Origin of the sequence: Paenibacillus sp. MSJ-34 (assembly GCF_018918005.1) — a bacterium.
In the GTDB taxonomy this organism is placed as follows: domain Bacteria; phylum Bacillota; class Bacilli; order Paenibacillales; family Paenibacillaceae; genus MSJ-34.
Genome location: NZ_JAHLPR010000011.1, coordinates 63,302 through 88,905, shown reverse-complemented (window position 1 = coordinate 88,905; position 25,604 = coordinate 63,302). Strand labels below are relative to the sequence as shown.

Genomic DNA, 25,604 nt, shown 5'->3' with positions numbered 1-25,604 from the left:
ATTATAATTTGCCCCCATTTCTGATGACTTATAATAATCACACGCCAACGGAAAACGCTTACAGCGTTGTTGTTTGGCGAATACGAAATATGGGGGTTACAAATTCATGCGTAAACGCTGGGGAAGATATGCACTCGTCATGATGATCGCATCCGGTTTGATCGTGTCAGGATGCAGTTCCAATGCCGGTACGACCAAAGAGGGCGAGCCGGCCGCTCAAACCGGGAATGCCGTCAATGCAACCGGATTTCCAATTGTAGACCAGCCGGTCAAACTGAAAATGTTCACTCGAATCGCGCCCGTTAACGGTCCGTTCAAGGAAATGCCCGTTTTCCAGGATTACGAGAAAATGAGCAATGTGCAGGTGGAATTTATCGAAGCGCCGACGGACGGCTTCCAGGAGAAGAAAAACTTGCTGTTCGCGTCGAACGAGCTTCCCGATGCATTGTTCCGTTCCGGCATCTCGCCGCTCGAGGCGGTCCGCTACGGATCGGCAGGTCAATTGATTCCGCTGGAGGATTTGATCGATCAATACGCTCCCAATCTAAAAAAGCTGATGGAGGAATACCCGGAGATCCGTGCGGGGATCACGACTCCGGAAGGCCATATCTATGCCATTCCGGGCATTGTAACGCTCGGAGCGGCGCGTACGGATAAGAAATGGATCAATAAGAAATGGTTGGATAAGCTCGGCCTGAAGGAGCCGGAGACGACGGAAGAGCTGTACGAGGTGTTGGTTGCGTTCCGGGATCAAGATCCGAACGGAAACGGAAAGCCGGATGAAATCCCGATGACCGCACGGGCAGGGTTGCCGATCGTTCATATGATGAGCGGGTCGTTCGGACTGGATCTGCAGCTCGGTTACAATATCAACCTTGAAAACGACAAAGTCAACATTTGGATGGGCAACGACCGGAACAAAGAGCTGCTGATGTATCTCAACAAGCTGTACAAGGAGAAGCTGCTGGATCCGGAGGTGTTCTCGCATAAAGAAGCGCAATATTTGGCCAAGCAAGGGTCGGGCAATGCGGGATTCTTCTTCGACCAGACGAATAATAACTTCTTGTCGATCCAGGATCAGTATGTCGGAATCGCGCCGCCGGCAGGCCCGCACGGGGACCGGCTGCAAAGCCAGGCATTGCCGATCGCGCGCGATTTCGGAGCCTTTGCCATCACTTCCGTCAACAAATATCCGGAAGTCACGATGCGTTGGATCGATTATTTCTATAGCGACGAAGGCTCGACCATGCTTAGATTCGGCCGGGAAGGCGAGCATTATGAGCTGAGGGACGGAATTCCGTACTATAAAGAAGATTTTCTGGAGGACATTACGAATCAAGCGAAAATTACGCCGTACGCCGGAGGAGGGGCGCCGCACATTATTAGCGACAAGGTTGCCTCGTTTATTAATCCTCCGCAGGTACAAGAAGCGCAAAACAAGCTGGATCCGTTCATGCCGAAGGTTAAGTACGCGGCGCCGGTGTTTGACGAGCAAACCGCGCAGCAAGTGAACGTCTTGCGCAACGATATCGACAAATATTACGAGGAGCAAAGTACGAAATTTATTGTCGGTTCGCTTAGCTTCGATAAATGGGACGAATTCCAGGCGACGCTGAAGAAAATGAAAATCGACGAGCTGGAGAAGCTGTATCAGGACGCCTATGACAAGATGCAGAAATAATGCCGATCCCATCACGCATAAGGAGTAGATTCCCATGAAGAGCGCGCAAGCCAATGCGACGGCCGCTCCGCCTCGAACCGCTTCGAGACGCGGGGCGCGCCTGTTCAGACAGATGGCGAAACGGTATGACCTGTACCTCATGCTGCTGCTGCCGATCGCCTGGTATTTGGTCTTTCACTACGGCCCGTTGTACGGGCTGCAAATCGCGTTTAAAAATTTCAATCCGGCCAAAGGAATATTCGGCAGCGCCTGGGCGGGCTTCGAACACTTCGAACGGTTTTTCGAATCGTATTATTTCTGGAGGCTCTTATGGAATACGTTGTCCATCAATTTATTTTCGCTGTTGATCGCTTTTCCGATACCGATCTTGCTGGCATTGATCATTAACGAAATTCGCAGCAAAACATTCAGCAAAGTGCTGCAAAACATCACGTACATCCCGCATTTTATTTCGGTTGTCGTCATCGTCGGCATATTGACGGTATTCCTCTCGCCCACAAGCGGTCCCGTCAATAAGCTGATCGAGTTGTTCGGCGGCACGCCGATTCGTTTCATGGAGGAAGCGGGTTGGTTTAAAACGATCTTCATCGGATCGAACATATGGCAAAATATGGGGTGGCAATCGATTATTTATATCGCAGCCCTCAGCGGAGTGAATCCGCAGCTATACGAGGCGGCCAAGATGGACGGGGCTACGAGGCTGCAGCGCATATGGCATGTTTCCATGCCGGGGATCGCTCCCGTCATCGTCATTCTGCTCATCCTGGATATCGGAAATTTCATGAACATTGGGTTTGAGAAAATTTTGTTGATGCAAAATAATTTGAATTTGGAAGCGAGCGACGTCATCTCCACATTCGTCTATACGACGGGGATTTTAAAGGGGGAGTACAGCTATACCGCTGCGATCGGGCTGTTCAACTCGCTCATCAATCTAACGCTGCTGCTGCTCGTCAATCGTTTTGCGCGCAGAACGTCGGAGACGAGCTTATGGTAAAGGGAGGGATCGAGCGATGTCCAAGCAAGCAACAATAAGAAGCGCTTCGAGCGAACGGGTATTCGATGCGATCGTGTATGCCATAGCGGCAGTGATTATCGCTATTGTGTTGTATCCGCTGCTCTTTATTGTCAGCGCTTCGTTCAGCGATCCGGCGAAGGTGTTGAACGGGGAAGTATGGCTGCTGCCCAAAGGGGTCAACTTGGACGCCTATACGAATATTTTGCAAAACGCAAAAATTTGGACCGGATACCGCAACACTATTCTCTACACAGCGGTCGGCACAGTCATTAATATCATCATGACGGTCTTGGCGGCGTATCCACTATCGAGGCCGGATCTTCCCGGACGCAATGCAATCATGGTGTTCATTACGCTTACGATGTTTTTCGGCGGAGGGCTGATTCCAACCTATTTGTTGGTCAAAAACTTGGGGATGGTCGATACGATGTGGGCGCTCATCGTTCCCGGCGCGATCGCCACGTACAATCTGATCGTGATGAGGACATATTTTCAATCGAGCATTCCTTGGGAACTGCAGGAAGCCGCCCATATAGACGGTTGCTCGAATTGGCGGCTGCTCACGCACATCATTTTGCCTTTATCGAAACCGATTCTGGCGGTTATGGTTCTGTTCTATGCGGTAGGCCACTGGAACTCGTTCTTTAACGCGCTCATCTATATCCGGAGCGAAGATTTGCATCCGCTTCAGCTTGTGCTGCGCGAAATTTTGATGATCAGCCAGTCCGATGCGGTGGACGCAAACGTCGGATTGGAGGATAAAATTTTGCTCGCCGAAAGCATCAAATATGCGGTGATCATCGTCTCCAGTTTGCCTGTCCTGGTTATGTATCCGTTTGTGCAGCGTCATTTTGTGAAAGGCGTCATGATTGGGTCGATCAAAGGATAAATCCGCCGTTGTTTGCGAAACGCAGCCAATATTACTAACGAACTTATGGAGGCTTTTATTTTGAAAACGAACGCGACGATTACAATTGATTGCAGCCGAACGAGCGAGCATACGATCAATCCTTACTTGTTCGGGCATTTTGTAGAGGACATTCGGGACCATATGGACGCGATGCTCGCTTTTCCTGTGAAAGACATGGATTTCGAGAGCGAGGCCGAGACGAAGAGAGCGGTATCCGGAAGCTGGGTTGCCTATACGAACGGGCGCAATACCGAATACGCCCTGGAAGCGCCGGCCCCGAGACATTCGGGCCGCGCGCAGCGGATCCGCTTGCTGAGCGACGACGAGGCCTACGCCGGCATTGCGCAGAAGGTTGCCTTGAAGGGACCGATGGAGTACACGGTCCAACTTGTCGCACGGGCTTCCGTCGAGCTTCGCTACTTGTTCGTCGAAGCGGCGGACCGGCGCACGGGGGATACGCTCGGCCGGGTGCGCGTCGAACTGGTCAGCCATAACTGGCGGGAATACGAGGCGCGTCTGCCCGTATCCCGCGTATGCGCCGACGCCGAGCTTCGGGTATATATTCCGGCCGAGCACCCAAGATGGGCCGATCACGTCTCGACCGGCATGCTCTGGCTTGACCATGTGTCGCTCTTGCCCGCCGACAGCATCGGTATGGTCAAACGCGAGGTGGTAGAGATGGCGCGCGATCTGAACGCAGGGATGATGAGAATCGCGGGCAATTACATTAGCGCCTATCATTGGGAGCACGGCATAGGCCCCGTGCTGGAGAGACCGGTCATGTACAACGAGGCGTGGGGAGGGTGGACTTCCAAATATTTCGGCACGGACGAATTTATCCGCTTTTGCCGGGAGCTGCGGGTTGAGCCGCTCATCTGCGTCAACGACGGATCGGGTACGCCCGAGGAAGCCGCGCAATGGGTGGAATATTGCAACGGAAGCGTCGATACGCCGATGGGAGCGCGGCGGGCGGCGAACGGCCATCCTGAACCGTATCAGGTCCGGTATTGGGAGATCGGCAACGAAGTATGGGGTCCGTGGCAGGTCGGCACTTGTTCGGCCAAGGAGTTCGCGGAACGATGCGTTTCCTTCGTGCAAGCGATGAAGGAGGCCGACCCTTCCGTCTCGATCTTGGCTTGCGGGCATACCGACCAGGAATGGAACAAGGCTGTACTTGATATCGCGGGCGAGCATATCGATTATTTAACGCTGCATTTATATCACGGCTACGGACCTTTCGGGATGAACCGGGACACTCCGGCGGAGGAGCGTTATAAGGCGATCGCATCTTTCCCGGAGTGGACGCGCTACCATATTCGGCAGACCGTGGAGCATATTCAATCGAATGCGAAGCATCGCCATGTGAAGCTGGCTATCACCGAGTACAACACGATGTACTATCCGAATACGATTCGCAAAGGGCTGCCGAACGAGCATACGCTTGGCGCAGCGGTTGCCAACGCCGCCAACTTGAATGAAATGATTCGCTTAAGCGATACGGTGCATATCGGCAGCTTCTCCGATTTGGTGAACGGCTGGCTCGGGGGATGCATCCGCGTAGGCGACTATTATGCCGATCAATATTGCGGGAAGGAGGCCGGTTGGAGCGGGTTACCGCTTGCCGTATACGGAACGCCGACCTATGAAGTGCTGAAGCTTTACGCCAATCGGGACATCCGGCATCTTCTTCCCGTCGATGTCGAGTGCGGCACCTTCTCCGTCCTGTCGAATAAGCCGACGCCGATCGGGATGGATGCGCTTCCCGATTTGGACATCGCGGCCTGTACGAATGAGGACCGCAGCGTCGTCACCGTCTTTATCGTCAACCGCAGCTTGCAGGAAGTGAAAGCCGAGCTTCGATTGCAGTCTTTCGAGGCTTCCGCGGAAACGATCTTATACGAAATAACAGGCGATTCCTTCGACGATATCAATTCGGTATTCGAGCCGAATCGTATCGCCTGCAAGGCCAACCTTGTCCCTGCCGCCGCATGGCAGCGAGGATACCCGCTGCGGCCCGCATCCGTATACGCGCTTGAAATTAAGGCAAAGCATGCGTCGGGAGGTGCGGTATGACAACGAAAGCTTATACGAAGGATTACCCCAGACCGCAATTCGTACGCGATCATTGGTTGAATTTGAACGGCGAATGGAGCTTTCGCTTCGATGACGACAATGCGGGGGAGCGGGAGAAGTGGCAAGAGAAGTTTGCCGGCACCCACACGATCACCGTGCCTTACACATACGAAACGAAGGCGAGCGGGATCGGAATCGAAGCATTTCATCCGCAAGTATGGTACGGCAAATCGGTTCATATTCCGAAGGAGGCGGAAGGCAAGCGGGTGATCTTGCATTTCCAGGCGGTCGATTATATCGCCAAAGTGTGGGTCAACGGCGCGATGGCGGGCCGGCACCAGGGCGGCTATGCGGCTTTCTCTTTCGATATTACCCCGTATCTCGTCTTCGGAGCCGACAACGAGATTACGGTAAAAGCGGAGGACAGCGACAACTGCACCCAACCGCGGGGCAAGCAGCGTTGGATTAAGGACAATTTCGAATGCTTCTATGTCCAAACGACCGGCATATGGCAGACGGTATGGTTGGAATATGTGGAGGAGCAGCGGCTGGACGCCGTCAAGATGACGCCGGACATCGACCGTCAGGCCGTCCGTTTCGATTACGAAGTGACCGGGGTGGATGCGGGCAAGGAGCTGAGGCTGGAAGCGATCGTCACCTTGAAGGAGAAGCCGGTGAAGCGGGTAAGTCTGGCGGTGGACCGACCGTGCCTGACGGTGGAGGTCGACTTGATCCACGAGGCGAACGGGCCGTGGAAGAAATGCCTGTGGTCGCCCCAGCGTCCGAATCTGTACGATGTCGAGTTTGTGCTGTATGCGGACGATCGCGTGGTCGACAGAGTATTCTCCTACTTCGGGATGAGAAAGATCTCCATTGAAAACGGGAAGGTGCTGCTCAATAATACGCCGATATACCAACGGCTCATTCTGGATCAGGGATATTGGACGGAGAGCCATTTAACGCCGCCGAGCGAGGAAGCGATCATCGAAGATATCGACAACATGTTGGCGATGGGCTACAACGGCGTTCGCAAACATATGAAAATCGAGGACGCCCGTTTTCTATACTGGTGCGATGTGAAAGGGCTGCTGGTATGGTCCGAAATGGCCGCAACCTTCGAGTTTCACGATCGCGCGGTCGAGGCGTTTACGCAGGAATGGCTGGAAATCGTCCGGCAGCAATACAACCATCCGAGCATTATCGCCTGGGTGCCGTTCAACGAATCGTGGGGCGTTCCGACGATTCTCCGCGACCGGAGGCAGCAGAAGTTTACCGAGGGCATCTATCATCTGACAAAATCGATCGACCCGTATCGTCCGGTTATTACGAACGACGGTTGGGAGCATACCGTGTCGGATATTGTGACGCTGCATGATTATGTCGAGACCGGGGACGGATTTTTGAAGCGATATGCGAACAACAAAGATGCGATCGTGAACAATGAAACGACTTGCAATCAATGGAAGTATGCCATGGCCGAAGGGTACGGGTACCAAGGGCAGCCGATCATCATTAGCGAGTTCGGCGGGATTGCGTTCCAGTCGGATCAAGGCTGGGGCTACGGCCGTCAAGTTTCATCGGAAGAGGAATTTGTGAAACGGTTCGGCGGCCTCACCCAAGCGATCAAGAGCGTGGATTATATTTGCGGCTATTGCTATACGCAGTTGGCCGACGTCCAGCAGGAAATCAACGGCCTTCTAACGGAAGACCGCAAACCGAAAATTCCATTGGCCAAAGTGAAAGAGATTAATTTATCTTAAACTCATGAAACGCCAATCAAGGGACCCCGCTTGCAGGTCTTCACCGACCGCAAAGGGGTCTCTTTTTCGCTTATCGGACATCTTTCCTAAAAACAGTATAAATTTCTTTTGAAAACGGTTTATAATGAGGGTAAACGGGGACGGGAGTCCTATTCTTATCGCGGCAAAACATTTATGATTTGAGGTGAACCGATGATTGTAAGCGTTATCATCAAGTTGATGGAAGAAGACCGGAAAATTTACGAATTGCTGAAGCATTGTCCCTACGAGATTATGCGGCAATGGAAGCTATGCGAATACCCCGGCGGAGAAACCGTATTCCGGCAAGGCGATGTGGTAGACCGTCTCTACATTATTGTGGAAGGATCGGCGGATATTAACATTGTGGCGGAGAACGGGCGGGAATATTCGCTTGCCGTTTATCGGAAGGGAGATATTATCGGCGAACTGGAAATTTTCGAACGGAAACCTTTCGTTTGCAACGTAGAGGCGCTTACCGATCTGAAGCTGATCGGTTTGGAACGAGAAGCCTTTTTCCAATGGTTGGAATTGGACATGAACGTCAATCGTCAATTCATCAAGTATTTGTCCAAATTATTTTATAATCTGTCGCAAAAGGCGGGTGATGACACACTTTATTCCCTATATCACAGAGTTTGCGGTTATTTGGTCGAATGTTTGGAGCAAGGCGGCAAACGAGGCGGCGAAGTGCAAATCAATGTGAATAAAAACCAGCTCAGCAGCCGGTTTGCCGTCACGCAACGCAGCGTCAACCGGGTATTGCAAAGCTTGAAGGAGAAAGGAATCATCGAGATCCGCAGTCAAGATATTATCATTCGCGAGATCGCGAAATTAAGAGAAGAGGAACGAACGAGCAAAATGCAATAACGCCAACACGGACAGCTTGAAAGTAGGTGGCATCATTCGTGACAAACTTCATTCAACCCCATATTCGCATCGGAGCGGACAGCGGCGCCGAGTATGCGATTTTGCCCGGCGATCCGGGACGGGTCGCGACCGTGGCGCGATTTCTGGAACGGCCGCGGGAGCTGATGGTTAACCGCGAGTACCGCACCGTATCCGGATGGTACAAAGGGGTGAAGGTGCTTGTAACGTCGACAGGGATCGGCGGCCCTTCGCTGGGCATCGCGGTAGAGGAACTGAAAAATATCGGCGTTACGACGATGATTCGCATCGGCAGCTGCGGCGCGCTGCGGCAAGGCTTGCGCTTGGGCGATCTCGTCATCGCCGCCGGAGCGGTCAGGGACGACGGAACTTCCGCCGCCTTTGTGGAAAGCTCGTATCCGGCGATTCCCGACTACCGTTTGCTGCATCGGCTCAATCAGGTTTCCGCCGAGCTGCATGTCCCGCGCCATTGCGGAATCGTCCGCAGCCACGACAGCTTCTATACGGAGAGGGAGGATGATATTTGCCGGTATTGGGGCAGCCGAGGGGTGCTGGCAGCCGATATGGAAACCGCGGCTTTATTCGTCATCGGCGGTATAAATGGACTGCGAGTCGCATCCATATTAAATGTAGTCGTAGAAGCCGGAGGTGATGTGGAGAAGGGAATTAACGAATACGTCAATGCGGATGAGGCGTGCAAGCAAGGAGAAGAGCGGGAAATTGAAGTCGCGCTGGAAACGATAGCGTCAATCGACAAATTGAAATGATATGAAAATTCGATGAGGAGGCAGTAACCATGAATACGAAACAAAACGTTTGGTCGTTTCGCTTCTCGACGGCGGCGTTAGTGTTGATTCCCGTAGCGGTCGGCATCAACTATATCGGCAAGCTGTTCGCCGGCGTGTTGAAATTGCCTTTATGGCTCGATGCGATCGGCACGGTATTATCCAGCATGTTGGCGGGACCGATTATCGGCGCTATATCCGGGCTGATCAACAACATTATTTACGGCTTGACCGTCGATCCGATTTCTTTCATTTATGCGCTGACGAGTGTATTTATGGGCCTGGTCGCAGGTTATATGGCTATGAAAGGATGGATCGGCAGTTGGGGGAAAGCGATCGTGGTCGGCTTGACGGTCGGCTTGACGGCCGTCGTCATCTCCACGCCGTTGAATGTATGGTTCTGGGGCGGCCAGACGGGCAATATTTGGGGAGACGCGCTGTTTACGTATATGATGGCGCAAACGGGCTCCATCTGGCTCGCTTCTTTCCTCGACGAGCTTGTGGTCGATTTGCCCGATAAGCTCATTACCGTGCTGGCGGCGTACGGCATTTACCGCCTGCTGCCGAAGAGCTTGACTTTGCTGTACAAAAACAACAATAGAACGGAATCGATCGACTAGAACGCGGGTTCACGGCAACAAGACAGAAAGACGGTGAAGTCCTTGAAAGCAATGAGTTTATACGTAAGCCGCCGGTCGGCGGTGCATGACGTTGATCCGATTACGAAACTGTATTATGTGGCGATGGCGATCGTTCTTCCGTTTATCATCCCTTCCTTCCATGCGGCATGGGTCTGTCTGCTGGTTAGCGCAGCACTGCTGCTGATTGGCAAAGTATTGCGAAACGCCCTGCCGATGCTGGGCTTCGTCGCCTTCGTACTGTCGACGGTGATCGTCATTCAATCGTTATTTTATCCCGGCAACGAACACGCGATGTTCTATATCGGTTCGCTCGGCTGGTATGAAGAAGGGTTCCTGTACGGACTTGGAATCAGTTTCCGCGCGCTCAATATCGTATGCGCATTTGCCATTCTCGTATTGACGGCCAAGCCGTCCGATCTGGTAGAAGCGCTTGTGCGCAAAGGGTTGTCTCCGCGCATCGGCTACGTGATGAGCTCCGTATTTCAAATTATTCCGCAAATGGTGGCGACGATGGGGACGATTACCGATGCGCAGCGGTCGCGGGGCATGGAGACGGAAGGAAATTTGCTGGTGCGGACGAAGGCTTTCCTTCCGCTGCTCGGCCCGGTCGTATTAAGCTCCTTGCTGAATACGAAGGAACGGGCTCTCGCCCTGCAAGTGCGGGGATTTAACGCCTCGGGCGCCAAAACCTTTCTATACGAACAACAATCATATCGTTACAGTACGCATCTGCGCTGGGCTTTCGCCGGCATCGTGCTTATAGCGGTCGTTTGGAGGATTGTAGCATGAACAAAATCGTCGTAGAGCATTTGAAATACCGGTACCCTCTAACGGAGAAGCTCGCGCTTGACGATTTATCGTTCGAAGTGGAAGCGGGACAGTTCATCGGTCTCGTCGGTCAAAATTTGGCGGGCAAATCCACGCTGTGCCAGGCGTTAACCGGGCTTGTGCCTCATTTCTACCACGGCGGGTACGGCGGGAAGGTCATCGTGGACGGCCTGGAAGTCGGCAAGTCGGATATCAACGATATCATTCAGAAAGTCGGCATCGTCTTTCAAAATCCGTTTACGCAGGTTACCGGCTCCAAATTGACGGTATACGAAGAAATCGCGTTCGGTTTGGAAAATATGGGCGTTCCCCGCAAAGAGATGATCGAACGAATCGATCATGCGCTGGATCTGCTGGACATCGAACCTTACAAGGATCGCGCGCCCTTCGATTTATCCGGCGGCCAAATGCAGCGCATGGCCATTGCCGGCATCATTGCGATGCGGCCGCAAATTATCGTGCTGGACGAACCGACGTCGCAGCTCGATCCGCAAGGCTCGGAGGAAGTGTTCCGCGCGATTCAAAGCTTAAGCCGCCAAGGAATGACCGTCATTATGGCGGAGCACAAAATGGAGAAGGTCGCGCAATATTCCGACCGCATCCTGTTGCTTCACGAAGGGCGGCTGATCGATGACGACAAGCCGGAGAAGGTATTCTCCAGGGACGATCTGGCCGCGTACGGCGTCGCCGCCCCTGTATATACCCAAGTATGCAAGGCGCTGCAAGCGAAACCGGCGGCTGAGCCCTCTTATCCGGCCACGCTGGACAAAGCTTATGAAGCGTTGGCAGGTGATGCGTCATGACGAATATTCGCGTGGAGAACGTTTCGTTCGCTTACGGCAGAGGAGCCGACATGATTAAGAAGATCGACCTGGAGTTGGATCATCGGTCGACCGCGTTGATCGGCCAGAACGGAGCGGGCAAAACAACGCTGGTCAAATTGTTGAAAGGGCTGCTGAAACCGGGCACGGGCGACATATTCGTCCGCGGGATCAATACGAAAGAAAGCACGGTCGCGCAGTTATCCCGGCATATCGGGCTTGTGTTTCAAAATCCGAACGATCAACTCTTCAAACGAACGGTGCTAAGCGAGGTCATGTTCGGGCCGATCAATTTGGGGCAGGCCGAACAAGAGGCCAAGCAACAAGCGCTGCAAGCTTTGGAGCGGGTCGGCCTCGGAGACAAGCTGGAAGTGAACCCGCATGATTTGGGCCTATCGGAGAAAAAGCTGGTCAGCATCGCTTCCGTCGTCGCGATGAATACCGATATTATCATATTGGATGAGCCTACCATCGCCCAGGATTTCTCCGGCAAAGAGCGGATCAGGCAGATCATCCAATCGTTGAAGGAGGAAGGCAAACTCGTTCTGACCATTATTCACGATATGGATTTTGTGGCCGAAAATTTCGAAAGAACGGTCGTATTGAATCAAGGAACCGTGCTGTTGGACGGGGCGACCCGGGACGTGTTCTCGCATAAGGACTTGCTTCGGCAAGCTTGCCTGGACATTCCGTACGTTACGCAGCTAGCGGAAATGTTGGGCGCACCCCGTACGATGCTTACCGTCCAAGAGCTGATTGAATGGAAAGGTCAATCGAGCGAACGGAGGGTGAACGAAGTCAAATGAGAACTTATGTGAAAACATGGCTCGTCTCGTTAGTCGCCGGCTTGTTGATCGCAGGCGCCGCCTTGCCTTTGACCGGACAGGCCGCGGCTTCTCCTGCCGGGGGGGCGGCGGGAGCGCTGAATTTCGTGGGGGAGCGATATGAGAAAAGCGCGCATCCTTTATCCGAGACGACGCTAACGATTATTCACGACTCGCATTTTCACGGTAATTTCTATACCGCAGACGATGCGCTGAATATTGCGAATTATTTCGGACTTATCAATCATATTCGGGAGAAAGCGCCGCATTCGCTCGTGATTTTCAACGGCGACGATACGGCCACCTCGCTGTTGTCGACCGCTTTTCAGGGCCAGCATATGATCGACGCGTTGAATGCGATGAAGATTGACATCGACACGTTCGGCAATCACGATTTCGATATGGGGCCGGACCAGCTCAAAAAATTGGTCGGCGCGAGCAAATTCCCTTGGGTCAGCGCCAATGTCGTCGATAAGGACGGGAACATGTTCGCCCATGCGGAAGGGGCCAAACCGTATATCGTTAAGGAAGTGAACGGCGTGAAGGTCGGTCTTACCGGATTGATTACGGAGGAAACGCCGGCCATCACCACCGTCGGCGACAACGTCGTCCTGAATCCGGTGGAAGCGATGAAGCAAGTGGTGCCGCAAATGAAGAAGGATGGCGCGGAGCTGATTATCGTCGCTTCGCATTTGGCCAGTCCGGAGGCTAGAATCGTGGCGCAAGAGGTCGACGGCATCGACTTGATCGTCGGCGATCATGCGGCTTTCGCCTACGAGATGCCCGAGAAAATTAACGATACGCTGCTGTGGTTTATCGGCGACGAGTATACTTATTTGGGCGAAATCAACCTGCAAGTGAAGGACGGCGGCATCGCCGATTTCAATTACCGCCGTTATACGCTGGAGGACGAAGTGAAGGAAGAAGGATTTAAGCCCGATCCTGCCGTGCTGAACATCATGAACGATTATAACGGGCGGCTTGAAAAAGAACTTGAAACGGTCATCGGCAAGACGGACGTCGAATTGAATATGATGAAGGCCGTTCAACGGCAAGGCGAAACGCCGATCGGCAATTATGTGGCCGATACGGTTCGGGAATATATTCAGGCCGACGCAGTCATCGTCGGCGGCGGGGATATTCGGGCGGACTATGTGCTGCCTCCCGGACCGATCACGAAACGGAATGTGATGGAGACGCTCCCGTTCCAGAATTACTTGGTGAAGCTGGAGTTGACCGGCGAAGTGTTGCGGCAAGCGCTTGAGAACGGAGTTAGCGAGATTGAGTCCGGAGCGGGACGGTTCCCGCAAGTGAGCGGCATCGAGTTCAGCTTCAATCCGAACTTGCCGCAAGGATTCCGCGTCGTCGACGTGAAGGTGGGCGGCAAGCCTTTGGATCCGAAGGGCGTTTACACGCTTGGCACGACGGATTACCTGGCCGAGGGCGGAGACAGTTACGATATGCTGACGAAAGCGAAAGTGCTTGTCGACGGCCATGCCGGTCCGCTGATTTCGCTCCTCGTGCTGGATCGTATTCAAGAGCAGGGCGCGATCGCGCCGAAGATCGAAGGCCGGATCGTTCGCACCCACCGCAAGCCTGAAGGATATCCGGCATTTGCCGATATCGAAGGCCATCCTTACTTGCCGAGCATTGTGAAGCTGTACGCGCAAGGGGTGGCGAGAGGGCAAAACGATACGGCGTTCGCTCCCGACGAGCCGATTACGCGCGCGCAATTCGCCGCGCTCTTGACTCGAATCGTGGGCCCGGGAGAAGCGATCGAACCGTCCGCTCCGCTGCCGTACCAGGATGTGGAGAACGGCGACTGGCATTACGAGGCGATTCGGGACGCTTACCGCCAAGGACTGATGCAAGGCGTGACGGAGGATCGATTCGCTCCGGCGGATCCGATCACGAAGGATGAGCTGCGGCTGATCCTGCAGAACGCGCTGAAAGTGTTGCATATCGACGCCGACGCGGATTCGCTCATGGAGGCGCTGAAGGATGCCGAGGCGAAGGACCGTATGACGCGGGCGCAGGCGGCCGCGGCATTGGATCGATTGATTGGGGTGCTTGATTCCAAGTAAGCTGCAGAGCATAAGGGAGAACGGCTGTGGCCGTTCTCCTTTTTTTGCCGTTCCATGTTGATATTCCGATAACAATTGTTTGGTATGCTGGTTGCGAAAGCGCAAAGAGGAGGGGAAAAAGTCAATGAGCTCAACCTTGTTGAAGCATATCGGTTCCAGCCCGATTATTCCCGCGGTGCGGAAACCGGAAGATTTGCAGGCGGCGTGCGCGAGCGCCCGGCCGGTGGTGTTCCTGCTGACGGGCGATCTGTTTACGGTGGGGGACTATACAAACCAGGCGATTGCCGCCGGCAAAAAAGTATTTCTGCATGTCGATTTCATCGGCGGGCTAGGCAACGACACGATCGTGATGAAATATATTGCGGAGCGCGTGCGGCCCGCCGGAATTATTTCGACCAAGCAGCATTTTGTTAAGCAAGCGAAAAAATGCGGCCTTGCCGCGATTCAGCGCTTATTTCTGATCGATACGTCGGCTTTGCACCAAGGAATAACGAACGTGCTGCAAAGCGAGCCCGACGCCGTCGAAATTATGCCGGGTTTGATCCCCCGGGTCATTCGGGAGTTGAGCGAGCATTTGCCGATCCCCATTATCGCCGGCGGGCTGATCAAAGAAGAGGAAGAAATTCGGGCCGCCTTGGAGGCGGGGGCCAGCGCCGTATCGATGGGCAATAAATCGTTATGGGAGAGCGGCATCGTCCGGCAGCAGGCCCGCAAAATTAACACGGCGTTAACGCGGAGTTAATATTCCGTTGATCTTCTTCTGTTAAATTGGTTATGGAGTTGGAAATTGAATAGCAGGGTATGAGAATAGGAGAAAACCCTAGGTTGCCATGGAACTGAACCGCGCGCTCGGCTGGCGGGAACTTCGGTTTGTTGTGGGATAGGGTTTTTTGTGTTTGTTTCATGCCGAAGGAGTTGATCGGAAATTGCCGGAAGCAGCTGGCTTTCAAGCTTACTTTTTTGATTTGGACGGGACGATTTTTTTGGGGGACAGGTTGTTGCCCGGCGTGCGGGAGACGCTCGCTCGGTTGAGAGAGCAAGGAAAAGAGATGATGTTTCTCAGCAATACGACGACGAGGACAAGAACGGAATGTTTGGACAAATTGCGCGGCCTTGGGCTGGAGGCGTCCTTGGATGAAGTCGTGACGGCAGCTTACATGGCAGCCGTTTATTTAAGCGAACGGTCGCCCGCGGCGAACGTGCTTGCGATCGGCGAGCACGCTTTGTGCGCCGAACTGGACGAACGGCATGTGCGGCGCACGACGGATCCTGCGGAAGCGACCCATGTGCTGGTCGGCATGGACCGCCGGTTCGACTACGGCAAAATCCATCTGGCGATGACGGCGATGCGCAACGGGGCGCTCTTGATCGCCGCCAATCCGGACCCGTACTGCCCGCTCGACGGCGACGCCGTTCCCGACACATGGTCGATGGTCAAAGCGATCGAAGCCGCCAGCGAGGGAACAGTGCAAACGGTCATAGGCAAACCGTCCGCTTATTATGCGAACAAAGTGCTGCAATGGGGGAATTGGCGGCGCGGGCACTGTCTGATGGTGGGCGACCGCTATGAAACCGACATGCTGCTCGGCATCGAGAACGGCATCCCGACCGCATTGGTCCTGACGGGCGTAACGTCCGCGAGCGATCTGGAGCGTTACCCGGACGAGCCGGATTACGCGATCGGTTCGCTGGACGAACTGCTCGCCTTGCAACCGCGGCGTTATAACGGTTGATTGCAAAATGACAGGAAACGAAAAAGGAGAGATGAAAGAATGCGTTCGTTTACGAAAACGATGTTGTTGTTATGTTTATGTCTTACATTGATCGCCGGTTGCGCCAAATCGGCGCCGACCGCGGAGCCGTCAAACGGTACGAGCGGCAATGCCGGCCAAGAGGAGCAGCAAGGCGCGAAGGAGGAACAAGTGGAGCTTACCTTCTATTATCCGATTGCCGTCGGAGGACCGCTTACCGCCACGATCGAAGGCATGGCCAAGGAGTTTATGGAGCAGAATCCGAACATCGTTGTGAAACCCGTCTATACGGGCAGTTACGCCGACACGACCGTGAAGACGCAGGCCGGCGTACAAGGCGGCAATCCGCCGGATGTCGCGGTATTGTTATCCACCGAATTGTACAGCATGCTCGATATGGATGCGATCATTCCGCTCGACGAGTTTATCGCGCAAGAAGGCGGGGAGGCCTATTTATCCGATTTCTATCCGGCCTTTATGGCCAATTCGCAGACGGAAGGCAAGACGTACAGCATTCCGTTCCAACGGAGCACGATCGTGCTTTATTACAATAAAGAAGCGTTCCGAGCGGCCGGCCTCGATCCGAACAAGCCGCCGCAAACCTGGGAGGAAATGGCCGAGTATGCGAAAAAGCTGACGAAAGAAGGGCAGTGGGGCCTGGAAATCCCGGTTTCCGGATTTGCGTATTGGATGATGCAAACATTCGCTTTGCAAAACGGCAAAAACTTGATGTCGGAAGACGGCAAGCAGGCGTTCTTCGATACGCCGGAAAATGTGGAAGGGCTGCAATATTGGGTCGATCTGGCGAAAAAAGATAAAGTCATGCCGGAAGGCGTGATCGAATGGGGCACGGTGCCGTCCGACTTCCTGGAGGGCAAGACGGCGATGATGTACCATACGACCGGCAACCTGACGAATGTGAAGAACAATGCGAAATTTGACTTCGGCGTGTCCTTCCTGCCGCAGAAGAAAAATTACGGAAGCCCGACGGGCGGAGGGAATTTCTATATCTTCAAAGGGATCGACCGGAAAAAGCAAGAAGCGGCATGGAAGTTCGTCAAGTTCATGACGGAAACCGAGCGCGCCGCTGAGTGGAGCATCGACACGGGATATGTAGCCGTGAAGAAATCGGCGTATGAAACTGAACGGATGAAAAAATATACGGCAGACTTCCCGGCTGCGGTCGTTGCCCGCGACCAGTTGGAATATGCCGCCGCCGAATTGTCGACGCACAATAACGGCAAAGTGACCAAAGCGCTCAGCGACCAATTGCAAGCGGTCTTGACCGGCAGCGTCTCGCCTGCCGACGCGTTGAAGAAAGCGCAGGAAGAAGCGGACAAGGCATTGCAGCCTTTCAACAAGTAGGCGGCAGCAGCAGAGAGGGATACCGTTGCCGAGGCGCTAGTGCGCCCGGCATAAGGTTCCCTTTCCTTGTCTGAACATTACACCGGATTCGGTAGGGAGGTTATCATCATGGGGAGGAAATTTCGCATTCGCCTGCAAACGAACGCTTTTGCCTGGCTGCTGCTGCTTCCGTCGCTGTTCTTTTTATTTCTGTTTACGTTCTATTCCATTGCCCGCACGATTCGGCTTAGCCTGTTTCAAGCGGACTTGGCCACTCCGCTGCCCTTCTTCGTCGGATTGGAGAATTACGGGAATATGTGGAAGGATCAAGTGTTCTGGCAAGTCATGAGCAACAACTTATGGTTTGCGCTTGGAACGGCGCCGACCTCGATCGCGCTCGCGCTTCTCATGGCCGTTTACTGCAACAAGGCGTTGCGGGGCCAAGGCGCGCTGCGTACGGCGTTTTTCTACCCGACGGTCGTGCCTATGATCGCCATCGCCAATATATGGCTGTTTATTTATACGCCGGAGTACGGGCTGCTGAGCCGCGCGGTCAAGTGGATCGGACAAAGCGATGCGAATTGGCTCGGGACGCCGGAGCTGGTCATGTGGGCGATGGTGATTATGATCGTATGGAAGGAAGCGGGATATTTTATGATTTTTTATTTGGCCGGATTGCAAAATATTCCGCAGGACCTGTATGAAGCGGCGCAAACCGATGGGGTCGGAGCCTGGACGACGTTCCGAAAAATTACGTTTCCGCTTTTGATGCCGACGACGCTGTTCGTCGCGATCGTGGCGCTGACGAATTCGTTCAAATTGGTCGATCATCTGTGGATTATGACCAAAGGCGGCCCGAACAATGCGAGCAGCTTGCTGCTGTACTACATTTACGAAGCCGCGTTCAGCTTCTGGGATCAAGGGATGGCTTCCGCGCTGACGGTCGTTATGATCGCCGTGCTGCTGCTCCTGGCCGCTCTGCAGTTTTTCGGACTTGATAAGAAAATCCATTACCATTAACGCGCGGTTGCGACGGCGTCCAACGCCTTCCTTCGCACGGGAGGAGAAAAGCGAAATGTTATCCCGAATCTTGATGAAAATGAGCTATGTCTTCATGTATTTGATTGCGGCGATTTGGCTCATTCCGCTCGTATGGGTCGTAGCGACGGCATTCCGGCCGAAGGAATCGGCATTGTCGGCCGTCTTCTCGCCGGAGTTTACGCTGGACAATTTTACGAAGGTATGGGCGGCGGCGCCGTTTCCCCAATATTTCTGGAATACGCTCATCATTGTCGTCTGCGTATTGGCAGTGCAGATGTTTACGGCCACGATGGCGGCCTTCGCATTCGCGAAAGTGAATTTCTGGGGCAAGGGCGCCGTGTTCCTGCTGTTCCTGGTGCAAATTATGATACCGGCGGATGTGCTCATTTTCCCGAACTATAATGTGTTGAAGCAACTATCGCTGCTCGACACGAAGCTTGGCATTATGCTTCCGTATCTCGCTTCTTCTTTCGGCATCTTTTTGCTGAGGCAGATGTTTAAGACGATCCCGCCCGAGCTGGAAGAAGCCGCCGTCATGGAGGGCGCTTCCAAGTGGAGAATTATGTGGCGCATTTATTTTCCGCTCGCCCGATCGACTTATATCGCGTTCGGCCTCGTCTCGGTCAGTTATCAATGGAATAACTTCTTATGGCCGCTTATTGTCACCAACTCCGTGAACAACCGGCCGTTAACGGTAGGACTGGCGATTTTCGCGCAATCGTTCGAGACGGGAGCGCAATGGACGGAGGTTAGCGCGGCGACGCTTATGGTCATCGCTCCGCTTCTGCTCGCATTTATCCTGTTTCAACGGCAATTCATGAACAGTTTTATACATTCCGGCATTAAATAATTTGTCCACGGGACGAAGGAGTAGGCGAATCGATGTAGAATGTTCTTAAGATACAGCAAACGGGAGTGAACAACGACGAAATCAGGAGGTCATGTATGACATATCATAATCGTTATTCCGTTTCAACCTATGCAATGATCGAAGAACCGCTTGAGGATGCCGTCCATTGTCTTGTCAACGAGGGGTGGAAGGCGATCGAAATTATGGGGGAAGGCCGGCATGACGAGCTGCTGGAATGGCCGCAGGAACGCCTCCGCTCACTGCAAGAGATCGGGAAGGCAAACGGCATTTCCTGGACGATCCATACGCCGATTACGGCCTGCAATCCGGCGGCGGTTACGCTTGAAGAGGTGGCTGCCAGCATGAATATCATGCTGCGGACGCTGCGGATCGCCGATTTGCTGGGCTGCGATTTCGTCGTTCTCCATGCCGGCAGGCTGGACGATCTTGGAGAGGATGCGGCGCAACCCGCGGGGACGATCGGCGGGGAAGACGAGCTTGCTGCGGTGGAGCGGGTGGCTGCCTTCGTGCGCAGGGCGCTGGAAGAGACCGCCGGCTCGAAGGTGAAGATTGCGCTGGAGAACATTCCTCCTTACCCGAGGTCGCTGGGCGCGGACGTCGAGTTTCTGCTCCGCGTACTGGAACGGGTCAATTCGCCCCGCGCAGGCATCGTATTCGACGCCGGACATGCGCATCTCGTCGGCGAGGGATACTGCTTGGAAGCGCTGCCACGGGTATTGCCGCATGCCGTCGCTTTGCATTTGAGCGATAATCGCGGGGAATACGACGACCATTATGCGATTGGCCAAGGATCCGTTCCGATCGGGCCGTTGACGGAGATGGCGGTGGAGTACGGTTATGCCGGCGCATGGATCTTGGAGATGCATAGCGTTGCGGATGCCGATGCGTCGGCGCGGGTGTTGGATCGGATGCGGACCGCCTCGATTGCGGCGATTGCCGACCGGCAGGGCGAGGAACGGTAGCATAAATGCCGACCGGCAGCGCGAGGAACGGTGGCATAGATAGCCGATCGACAGCGTAGGGAACGTAGCATAGATGGCCGATTGGCAGCGTGTGGAATGGTAGCGTAGATTGCCGACCGGCAGGGTAGGGAGCGGTGGCATAGATAGCCGATCGACAACGTAGGGAAAAGTGGCATAAACTGCCGATCGACTCCCGCATGGTGAATCCGGGCAAGAGAATAGCGGCTGCGGGAATCTTCGTTTCGCGTTTGCAGTAACTGCAAAAATCCAGTTAATGGCGGCGAAATGACAATATTTTGATCGAATAACTGCAAATATCCAGTTAAAAAGCCTGATATTCTATAGAAAGGGCGGTTTATGCACGGAGTAACTGGATTTTCGCAGTTGCAACGGTAAAATGGGGCCAGTTAAGCGGTTATAACTGTATATTTGCAGTTGCTCGCGATGAATACGCTGTTACTGAGAGCAGTTTCAACAGCACTCAACAAAGACCAGGCCGGAATATCATCCGGCACCGGTCTTTTTTAATGTCCGTGTTCGGTGAGCGCTCGTACATGATTAATAGCGAACAAATGTACCTTATTAGTACTCGGAAATTCGCAAATGATGGAAGAAAACCGCTCTTTTTATGCAGATAGGGAACGAAATTGCTTTATTAGCGAATGTACATTCGTTCATAAGGTATATGCGTTCCTTATTTTCTTTTTTGACGCGAAATCTGGCATAAATTAGGACCGTTTGATGTCTTGTTAAGGGTACTTTTGTTCCCAATCGGCTTCTGGACGCGACGAGGGTGATGCATTTACTGGACACGATGTGGGGGTGCATCGATGCGGATGGTGCATTTAATTGATGCGCCGCGGATGGCTCATTTCCGACGGAGAAGGCTTCGCCCGGGTCCGGAGGGGCGAACATATGACATCGAGTGAACCGCCATGGATGCTGCGCCGTCAGGCGTTTTTCTTGCACCGCCGGTCAAGTGTATTTATCACGCGGTAAAAGGGAATTTGTAACAAATTAGAAACAAATCGTCTGAGCGTTGTGATAAAAATCACATTTTCGTCAAAAAGCAAACTTTATAGTTATGTCAAGAGCAAACCTCACAAAACGTTAAGGAGGGACGAAGATGGCAAATCCGATCGTTACCGACGAGAAAACGGGCAAACCCGAGACGAAGCAAACGGGGACGGAGACCGAACATTCGTTGAAAGGAACGTTTGCGTCCGTCATGATCTTGGGCGCATTCATCATCGTCGCATGGGTGCTTGTATTCGTTCTGTTTATGGCCCGCAATTAACCGCGCAAAGGGGAACAATCGATTAACCAACGATTTTGGGAAAAGAGGGGAAAGCGATGCATATTCATCGACTGGAGAAAATTTGGCTTGGCTTCGGTGTTGCGATGCTTGCCGTGTTTCTGGTAGTGATCGGCATATCCGGCTTTGCCATGGGCATGAATCCGCCTTCGGGCCACGCCCATACGATCGATCCGCAGCAGGTGGACGTTACGCCGCCGTTTGACAAACCGGGGATTCGGCAAGTCGGAGACAAGGAATACGAAGCCGTCATTACTTCTTTCGCATTCGGATTCGATCCGAACGAAATGGAAATTCCCGCAGGATCGACGGTTCACTTTATCATCACGAGCAAAGACGTCGTGCACGGTTATCAGATCGTCGGGACGAACGTCAATATGATGGCCGTACCGGGGGAAGTGAACCACTTGTCCTATACGTTCGACAAGCCGGGCGAATACTTGATTCTCTGCAACGAGTATTGCGGCATCGCCCATGAAATGATGAAGGCGAAGATCGTCGTATCTTAACCGAAACGAGAGGATGAACAATGTGGGAGGGTTTTCGATGAAAGAGAAGCGATTCGATCCGAGAGACGGGAGCTTGGTGCTGGCGCATATCCTATTCGCTTTCGGGGCGCTGCTGGCGGGAGGCATCGCCGGCATGCTGCAAGGTCTGGTGCGCGGAGCGGGCTTGACGTTGCCGGCCGGAATCGGGTATTACCAGTTGCTTACGGCGCACGGCGTATTGATGGCGCTCGTCTTTACAACATTTTTTATTATCGGATTTCTCTATTCCGGAATATCGGCCACGCTGGGCGGGTCGCTCGTTCCGCTGGCCCGCAGGCTCGGCTGGAGCGGGTTCGTACTGATGTCCCTTGGAACCGTCGTAGGCGTGATTTGCATTCTGCTGAATAAAGCCTCGGTGCTATATACATTCTACGCGCCGATGAAGGCGTCGCCTTATTTCTATATCGCGCTCGCCTTGGTCGTCGTCGGAAGCTGGCTGTCGGGCTTCGGCATATTCGTCAATTACCGGTTTTGGCGCAAACGCAACAAAGGGAAAATTTCACCGCTATTCGCATTTATGACGGTCGCTACGATGCTGCTGTGGCAAATTGCGACGCTCGGCGTAGCCGTTGAAGTCGTCGTGCAGCTTATTCCATGGTCGTTCGGATGGGTTGAAACGGTCAACGTGCTGCTGAGCCGGACGCTGTTCTGGTATTTTGGCCATCCGCTCGTTTATTTCTGGCTCATGCCGGCCTATATTTGCTGGTACGTCGTCATCCCGAAAGTGATCGGGGCGAAAATCTACAGCGACGCGTTAGCCCGATTGTCTTTCGTACTGTTCGTTTTGTTCTCGATTCCGGTCGGGTTCCACCATCAATTGATGGAGCCGGGGATTTCTCCGTTCTGGAAATATCTCCAAGTCATTCTGACTTTCATGGTCATCGTACCGTCGCTTATGACGGCGTTCTCGATGTTCGCCACGTTCGAGATTTACGGCCGGTCGAAAGGAGCGAAGGGGCTGTTCGGCTGGTTCAAAATGCTGCCATGGAAAGACGTCCGATTCTTCGCGCCGTTTATGGGGATGCTGCTGTTTATTCCGGCCGGCGCGGGCGGCATCATTAATGCGAGCAATCAGATGAACGCGGTCGTTCACAATACGATGTTCGTCACAGGCCATTTCCATCTGACGGTCGCTACGTCGGTCGCATTAACCTTCTTCGGCATTATATACTGGCTCATCCCGGTCGTGACCGGCAGAACGCTGACGCTGAAGCTGCATCGTCTCGGTATCGTACAGACCGTGATTTGGTGCTTCGGCATGCTGTTCATGTCAGGCTCCATGCATTGGATCGGATTGCTGGGCTCGCCTCGCCGCACCGCGACAACGGCGTACTATGACAGCGCGGCGGCTTCCGCTTGGGATCCGTACCAAATGGTGATGGCGATCGGCGGCGTCATTTTGTTCGTCGGTATTTTGCTTCTCGTTTATAATATTGTCGCGCTCATGACATCGCCGAAGGGAGAAACGGAATATCCGATCGGCGAACCGCTGGATACGGCGGCCGAAACGCCGAAAGTGCTGGAGCGCTGGAGCTTATGGGTCGGCATCGTCGTCGTGCTCATCCTGGTCGCGTATACCGTGCCGGTGCTGGATATGTTTGGCGGCTCCATACCGGGGTCGCCCGGATATCAAACGTGGTAATACGGCAATGAAGCTACATCCCGTCACGCTGTTAAGGCGCGGCGGGATATTTGCGTTATTGGAAATTTCATGCGGCCAGGTAAGGGACAAGACTAGCAATTTTGAAATGGAAGGGAGATTGCATATATAATAGAGATGAGAGGAATCATTGTCGCAATAAACGAAATCGATGAAATGCTGGCAAACGTTGCGGCATATAGATGTAGAGGGAGGTGGATTGCGACCTTTATTTAGCATTGTACCCATCAACCGACTAAAATAAATGCCGTCGATTCTATGGTACAATAAAAAGAAAAAAGGGAAGGCCAACATGAAAAACAAGAAATTATATATTATACTTCTGGTTGTTGTTTTGCTGGGAGCTGGGGGATATTTATTCCGTAAAGAACTGGCTGTATTAGCTTTTGATATATTTTTATCCAATCAGGTTGAGAAAAAACTTGAAAATTCTTTCCAACCGATCGAAGGACAAGAAAATGAGAAGAAGGAACCGAAGATCGGGCCTTTCTCCACGCTGTTGCTGGGAACCGACGCACGCGGCAACGAGCGAGGGCGCTCCGACACGATTATTTATACGGTCGTTCGTCCGGAAGCGGGGAAAGTGCTTATGATCTCCATTCCGCGGGATACGTATGCCGAAATTGTCGGCAAAGACAAAATGGACAAAATTAATCACGCTTTCGCTTACGGCGGCGCACAAATGAGCATCAACTCGGTGGAGAAGCTGGTCGGATATCCGGTGGACCATTATGCGACGGTCAATTTCGAAGGATTTAAGGAATTGGTGGACGCGCTTGGCGGCATTAAGCTGCCGATCGAGGAAGATATCGTCAATAAAGGGGCCGGCCACGAGAAATTTACGGTCAAAGCCGGCAAACCGCTATATTCCGGTCAGGAAGCTCTTTATTTCGTCCGCTATCGCGAAGACGATCATATCAACCGCGCAAGCCGCAATATGATTTTTCTGAAAGCGGTCATGGATCGAATGACGGGACTGGATCAAGTGACGAAAATTCCGGAATTGATCGAGTCGATGGGGGATAATTTCAAAACCGACATTCCTCCGAAGGATATGATTGAGATCGCGAAGAAATTTTATAAGCATACAGGTTACAACGTATATAACTACACGCTTCGCGGGGAAGGCGGAATGACTCGCGGCGTCTGGTATTACATGCCGGATGAAGACGATGTGCAATACATTCAGGAGCTGATCGCCAATTGGATGGATCCGAATGTATCGTCGCAAGACCTGATGCTTCCGAAAGCGTAACGAAAAAGCGTCATGGCGGGAGGATGAACGGATGAACATCGCTTTTTTCTTGCTTCCGAAACAAGAGGTCATATGTCTAACGTTGGACAGCACGTTGCGGCAGACGTTGGAACGTATGGAGTATCACAGGTTTACGGCTGTGCCGATCATTAACGATGCCGGCGAATACGTCGGGACGGTGACGGAAGGCGATCTTCTGTGGCATATGAAAAATTCGAACGGTAAGATTACATTTGAAAATGCCTCCAAGTTCTTACTGCAAGACGTGCCGTTAAATATGAGAAACGAGCCTGTGCGCATTGATGCCAATATGGACGACTTGATCAAGCTGGCCAAAGTGCAAAATTTCGTCCCGGTCGTCGACGATATGAACCGGTTTATCGGCATCGTACGGCGCAGCCATATTATCGAGTATTGCGAACAAATCGTATTTGCCAACTCAAGAAAATCGGGCTGAATATCCGCCCGGCAGCGGAAGCCGCATCGATGCAGATGCGGTTTTCTCTTTCTTTTTCTGCAACCTCCG

Annotated in this window: 23 protein-coding genes; all 23 read left to right on the top strand. The window is 53.2% G+C overall.

Translation table 11 applies throughout. The features are described 5' to 3' along the window. Positions 1-106 precede the first annotated feature (106 nt). The 23 genes from KQI79_RS07865 to KQI79_RS07755 all read left to right on the top strand — a co-directional run bounded on the left by KQI79_RS07865 (position 107) and on the right by KQI79_RS07755 (position 25,535). A complete protein-coding gene (locus KQI79_RS07865) occupies positions 107-1,681 on the top strand; it encodes an extracellular solute-binding protein (protein ID WP_216537679.1) in 1,575 nt (524 codons plus the stop codon). Between the two features lie 34 nt (positions 1,682-1,715). Further along, complete coding sequence (locus KQI79_RS07860; RefSeq protein WP_216537678.1) at positions 1,716-2,678, top strand: ABC transporter permease; 963 nt, start codon at positions 1,716-1,718, stop codon at positions 2,676-2,678. Between the two features lie 16 nt (positions 2,679-2,694). Then, positions 2,695-3,588 carry a carbohydrate ABC transporter permease gene (locus KQI79_RS07855; RefSeq protein WP_216537677.1) on the top strand — a complete coding sequence of 298 codons (894 nt, stop codon included), beginning with the start codon at positions 2,695-2,697 and terminating at the stop codon, positions 3,586-3,588. A gap of 60 nt (positions 3,589-3,648) precedes the next feature. Further along, positions 3,649-5,682 carry an alpha-L-arabinofuranosidase C-terminal domain-containing protein gene (locus tag KQI79_RS07850; protein WP_216537676.1) on the top strand — a complete coding sequence of 678 codons (2,034 nt, stop codon included), beginning with the start codon at positions 3,649-3,651 and terminating at the stop codon, positions 5,680-5,682. Continuing rightward, positions 5,679-7,442, top strand: a complete 1,764-nt coding sequence (locus KQI79_RS07845; RefSeq protein WP_216537675.1) for a glycoside hydrolase family 2 protein — start codon at positions 5,679-5,681, stop codon at positions 7,440-7,442. Before KQI79_RS07850 ends, KQI79_RS07845 begins: the two co-directional genes overlap by 4 nt. 192 nt (positions 7,443-7,634) lie before the next feature. Further along, positions 7,635-8,330 (top strand): Crp/Fnr family transcriptional regulator, encoded by a 696-nt coding sequence (locus KQI79_RS07840; protein WP_216537674.1) that lies wholly within the window; start codon positions 7,635-7,637, stop codon positions 8,328-8,330. Positions 8,331-8,368: 38 nt separating this feature from the next. Next, a complete protein-coding gene (locus tag KQI79_RS07835; protein ID WP_216537673.1) occupies positions 8,369-9,115 on the top strand; it encodes a nucleoside phosphorylase in 747 nt (248 codons plus the stop codon). A 29-nt stretch (positions 9,116-9,144) separates the two neighbouring features. Further along, entirely contained in the window at positions 9,145-9,753 is a 609-nt protein-coding gene (locus tag KQI79_RS07830) for an ECF transporter S component (protein WP_216537672.1), read from the top strand. Positions 9,754-9,795: 42 nt separating this feature from the next. Continuing rightward, on the top strand, positions 9,796-10,563 hold the full coding sequence (locus tag KQI79_RS07825; RefSeq protein WP_216537671.1) for an energy-coupling factor transporter transmembrane component T family protein: 768 nt from the start codon (positions 9,796-9,798) through the stop codon (positions 10,561-10,563). Then, on the top strand, positions 10,560-11,405 hold the full coding sequence (locus KQI79_RS07820) for an energy-coupling factor ABC transporter ATP-binding protein (protein ID WP_216537670.1): 846 nt from the start codon (positions 10,560-10,562) through the stop codon (positions 11,403-11,405). The genes KQI79_RS07825 and KQI79_RS07820 overlap by 4 nt, the downstream gene beginning before the upstream one ends. Beyond that, positions 11,402-12,229 carry an energy-coupling factor ABC transporter ATP-binding protein gene (locus KQI79_RS07815; protein WP_216537669.1) on the top strand — a complete coding sequence of 276 codons (828 nt, stop codon included), beginning with the start codon at positions 11,402-11,404 and terminating at the stop codon, positions 12,227-12,229. The genes KQI79_RS07820 and KQI79_RS07815 overlap by 4 nt, the downstream gene beginning before the upstream one ends. Continuing rightward, on the top strand, positions 12,226-14,331 hold the full coding sequence (locus KQI79_RS07810; RefSeq protein ID WP_216537668.1) for a 5'-nucleotidase C-terminal domain-containing protein: 2,106 nt from the start codon (positions 12,226-12,228) through the stop codon (positions 14,329-14,331). The genes KQI79_RS07815 and KQI79_RS07810 overlap by 4 nt, the downstream gene beginning before the upstream one ends. 124 nt (positions 14,332-14,455) lie before the next feature. After that, the gene (locus KQI79_RS07805) at positions 14,456-15,073 is read left to right on the top strand and encodes a glycerol-3-phosphate responsive antiterminator (RefSeq protein WP_216537667.1); all 618 of its coding nucleotides are present in this window, start codon (positions 14,456-14,458) and stop codon (positions 15,071-15,073) included. Between the two features lie 184 nt (positions 15,074-15,257). After that, positions 15,258-16,064 (top strand): HAD-IIA family hydrolase, encoded by an 807-nt coding sequence (locus KQI79_RS07800; RefSeq protein ID WP_216537666.1) that lies wholly within the window; start codon positions 15,258-15,260, stop codon positions 16,062-16,064. Between the two features lie 39 nt (positions 16,065-16,103). Continuing rightward, positions 16,104-17,447, top strand: a complete 1,344-nt coding sequence (locus KQI79_RS07795; protein WP_216537665.1) for an ABC transporter substrate-binding protein — start codon at positions 16,104-16,106, stop codon at positions 17,445-17,447. 108 nt (positions 17,448-17,555) lie between these two features. Then, positions 17,556-18,446, top strand: a complete 891-nt coding sequence (locus tag KQI79_RS07790; protein WP_216537664.1) for a carbohydrate ABC transporter permease — start codon at positions 17,556-17,558, stop codon at positions 18,444-18,446. Between the two features lie 55 nt (positions 18,447-18,501). Continuing rightward, positions 18,502-19,317: a carbohydrate ABC transporter permease gene (locus KQI79_RS07785; protein WP_253298010.1), complete on the top strand. Its 816-nt coding sequence runs from the start codon at positions 18,502-18,504 to the stop codon at positions 19,315-19,317. Positions 19,318-19,412: 95 nt separating this feature from the next. Beyond that, entirely contained in the window at positions 19,413-20,300 is an 888-nt protein-coding gene (locus KQI79_RS07780; RefSeq protein ID WP_216537663.1) for a sugar phosphate isomerase/epimerase family protein, read from the top strand. A gap of 1,126 nt (positions 20,301-21,426) precedes the next feature. Continuing rightward, positions 21,427-21,597, top strand: a complete 171-nt coding sequence (locus tag KQI79_RS07775; protein WP_216537662.1) for a cytochrome c oxidase subunit 2A — start codon at positions 21,427-21,429, stop codon at positions 21,595-21,597. Positions 21,598-21,653: 56 nt separating this feature from the next. Then, positions 21,654-22,124, top strand: a complete 471-nt coding sequence (locus KQI79_RS07770; RefSeq protein ID WP_216537661.1) for a cytochrome c oxidase subunit II — start codon at positions 21,654-21,656, stop codon at positions 22,122-22,124. 37 nt (positions 22,125-22,161) lie between these two features. Next, positions 22,162-23,805, top strand: coding sequence for a b(o/a)3-type cytochrome-c oxidase subunit 1 (locus KQI79_RS07765; protein WP_216537660.1), 1,644 nt, complete (start codon positions 22,162-22,164; stop codon positions 23,803-23,805). Positions 23,806-24,115: 310 nt separating this feature from the next. Further along, the gene (locus KQI79_RS07760) at positions 24,116-25,078 is read left to right on the top strand and encodes an LCP family protein (protein ID WP_216537659.1); all 963 of its coding nucleotides are present in this window, start codon (positions 24,116-24,118) and stop codon (positions 25,076-25,078) included. A gap of 31 nt (positions 25,079-25,109) precedes the next feature. Further along, the gene (locus KQI79_RS07755) at positions 25,110-25,535 is read left to right on the top strand and encodes a CBS domain-containing protein (protein WP_216537658.1); all 426 of its coding nucleotides are present in this window, start codon (positions 25,110-25,112) and stop codon (positions 25,533-25,535) included. The last annotated feature ends 69 nt before the right edge of the window (positions 25,536-25,604 follow it).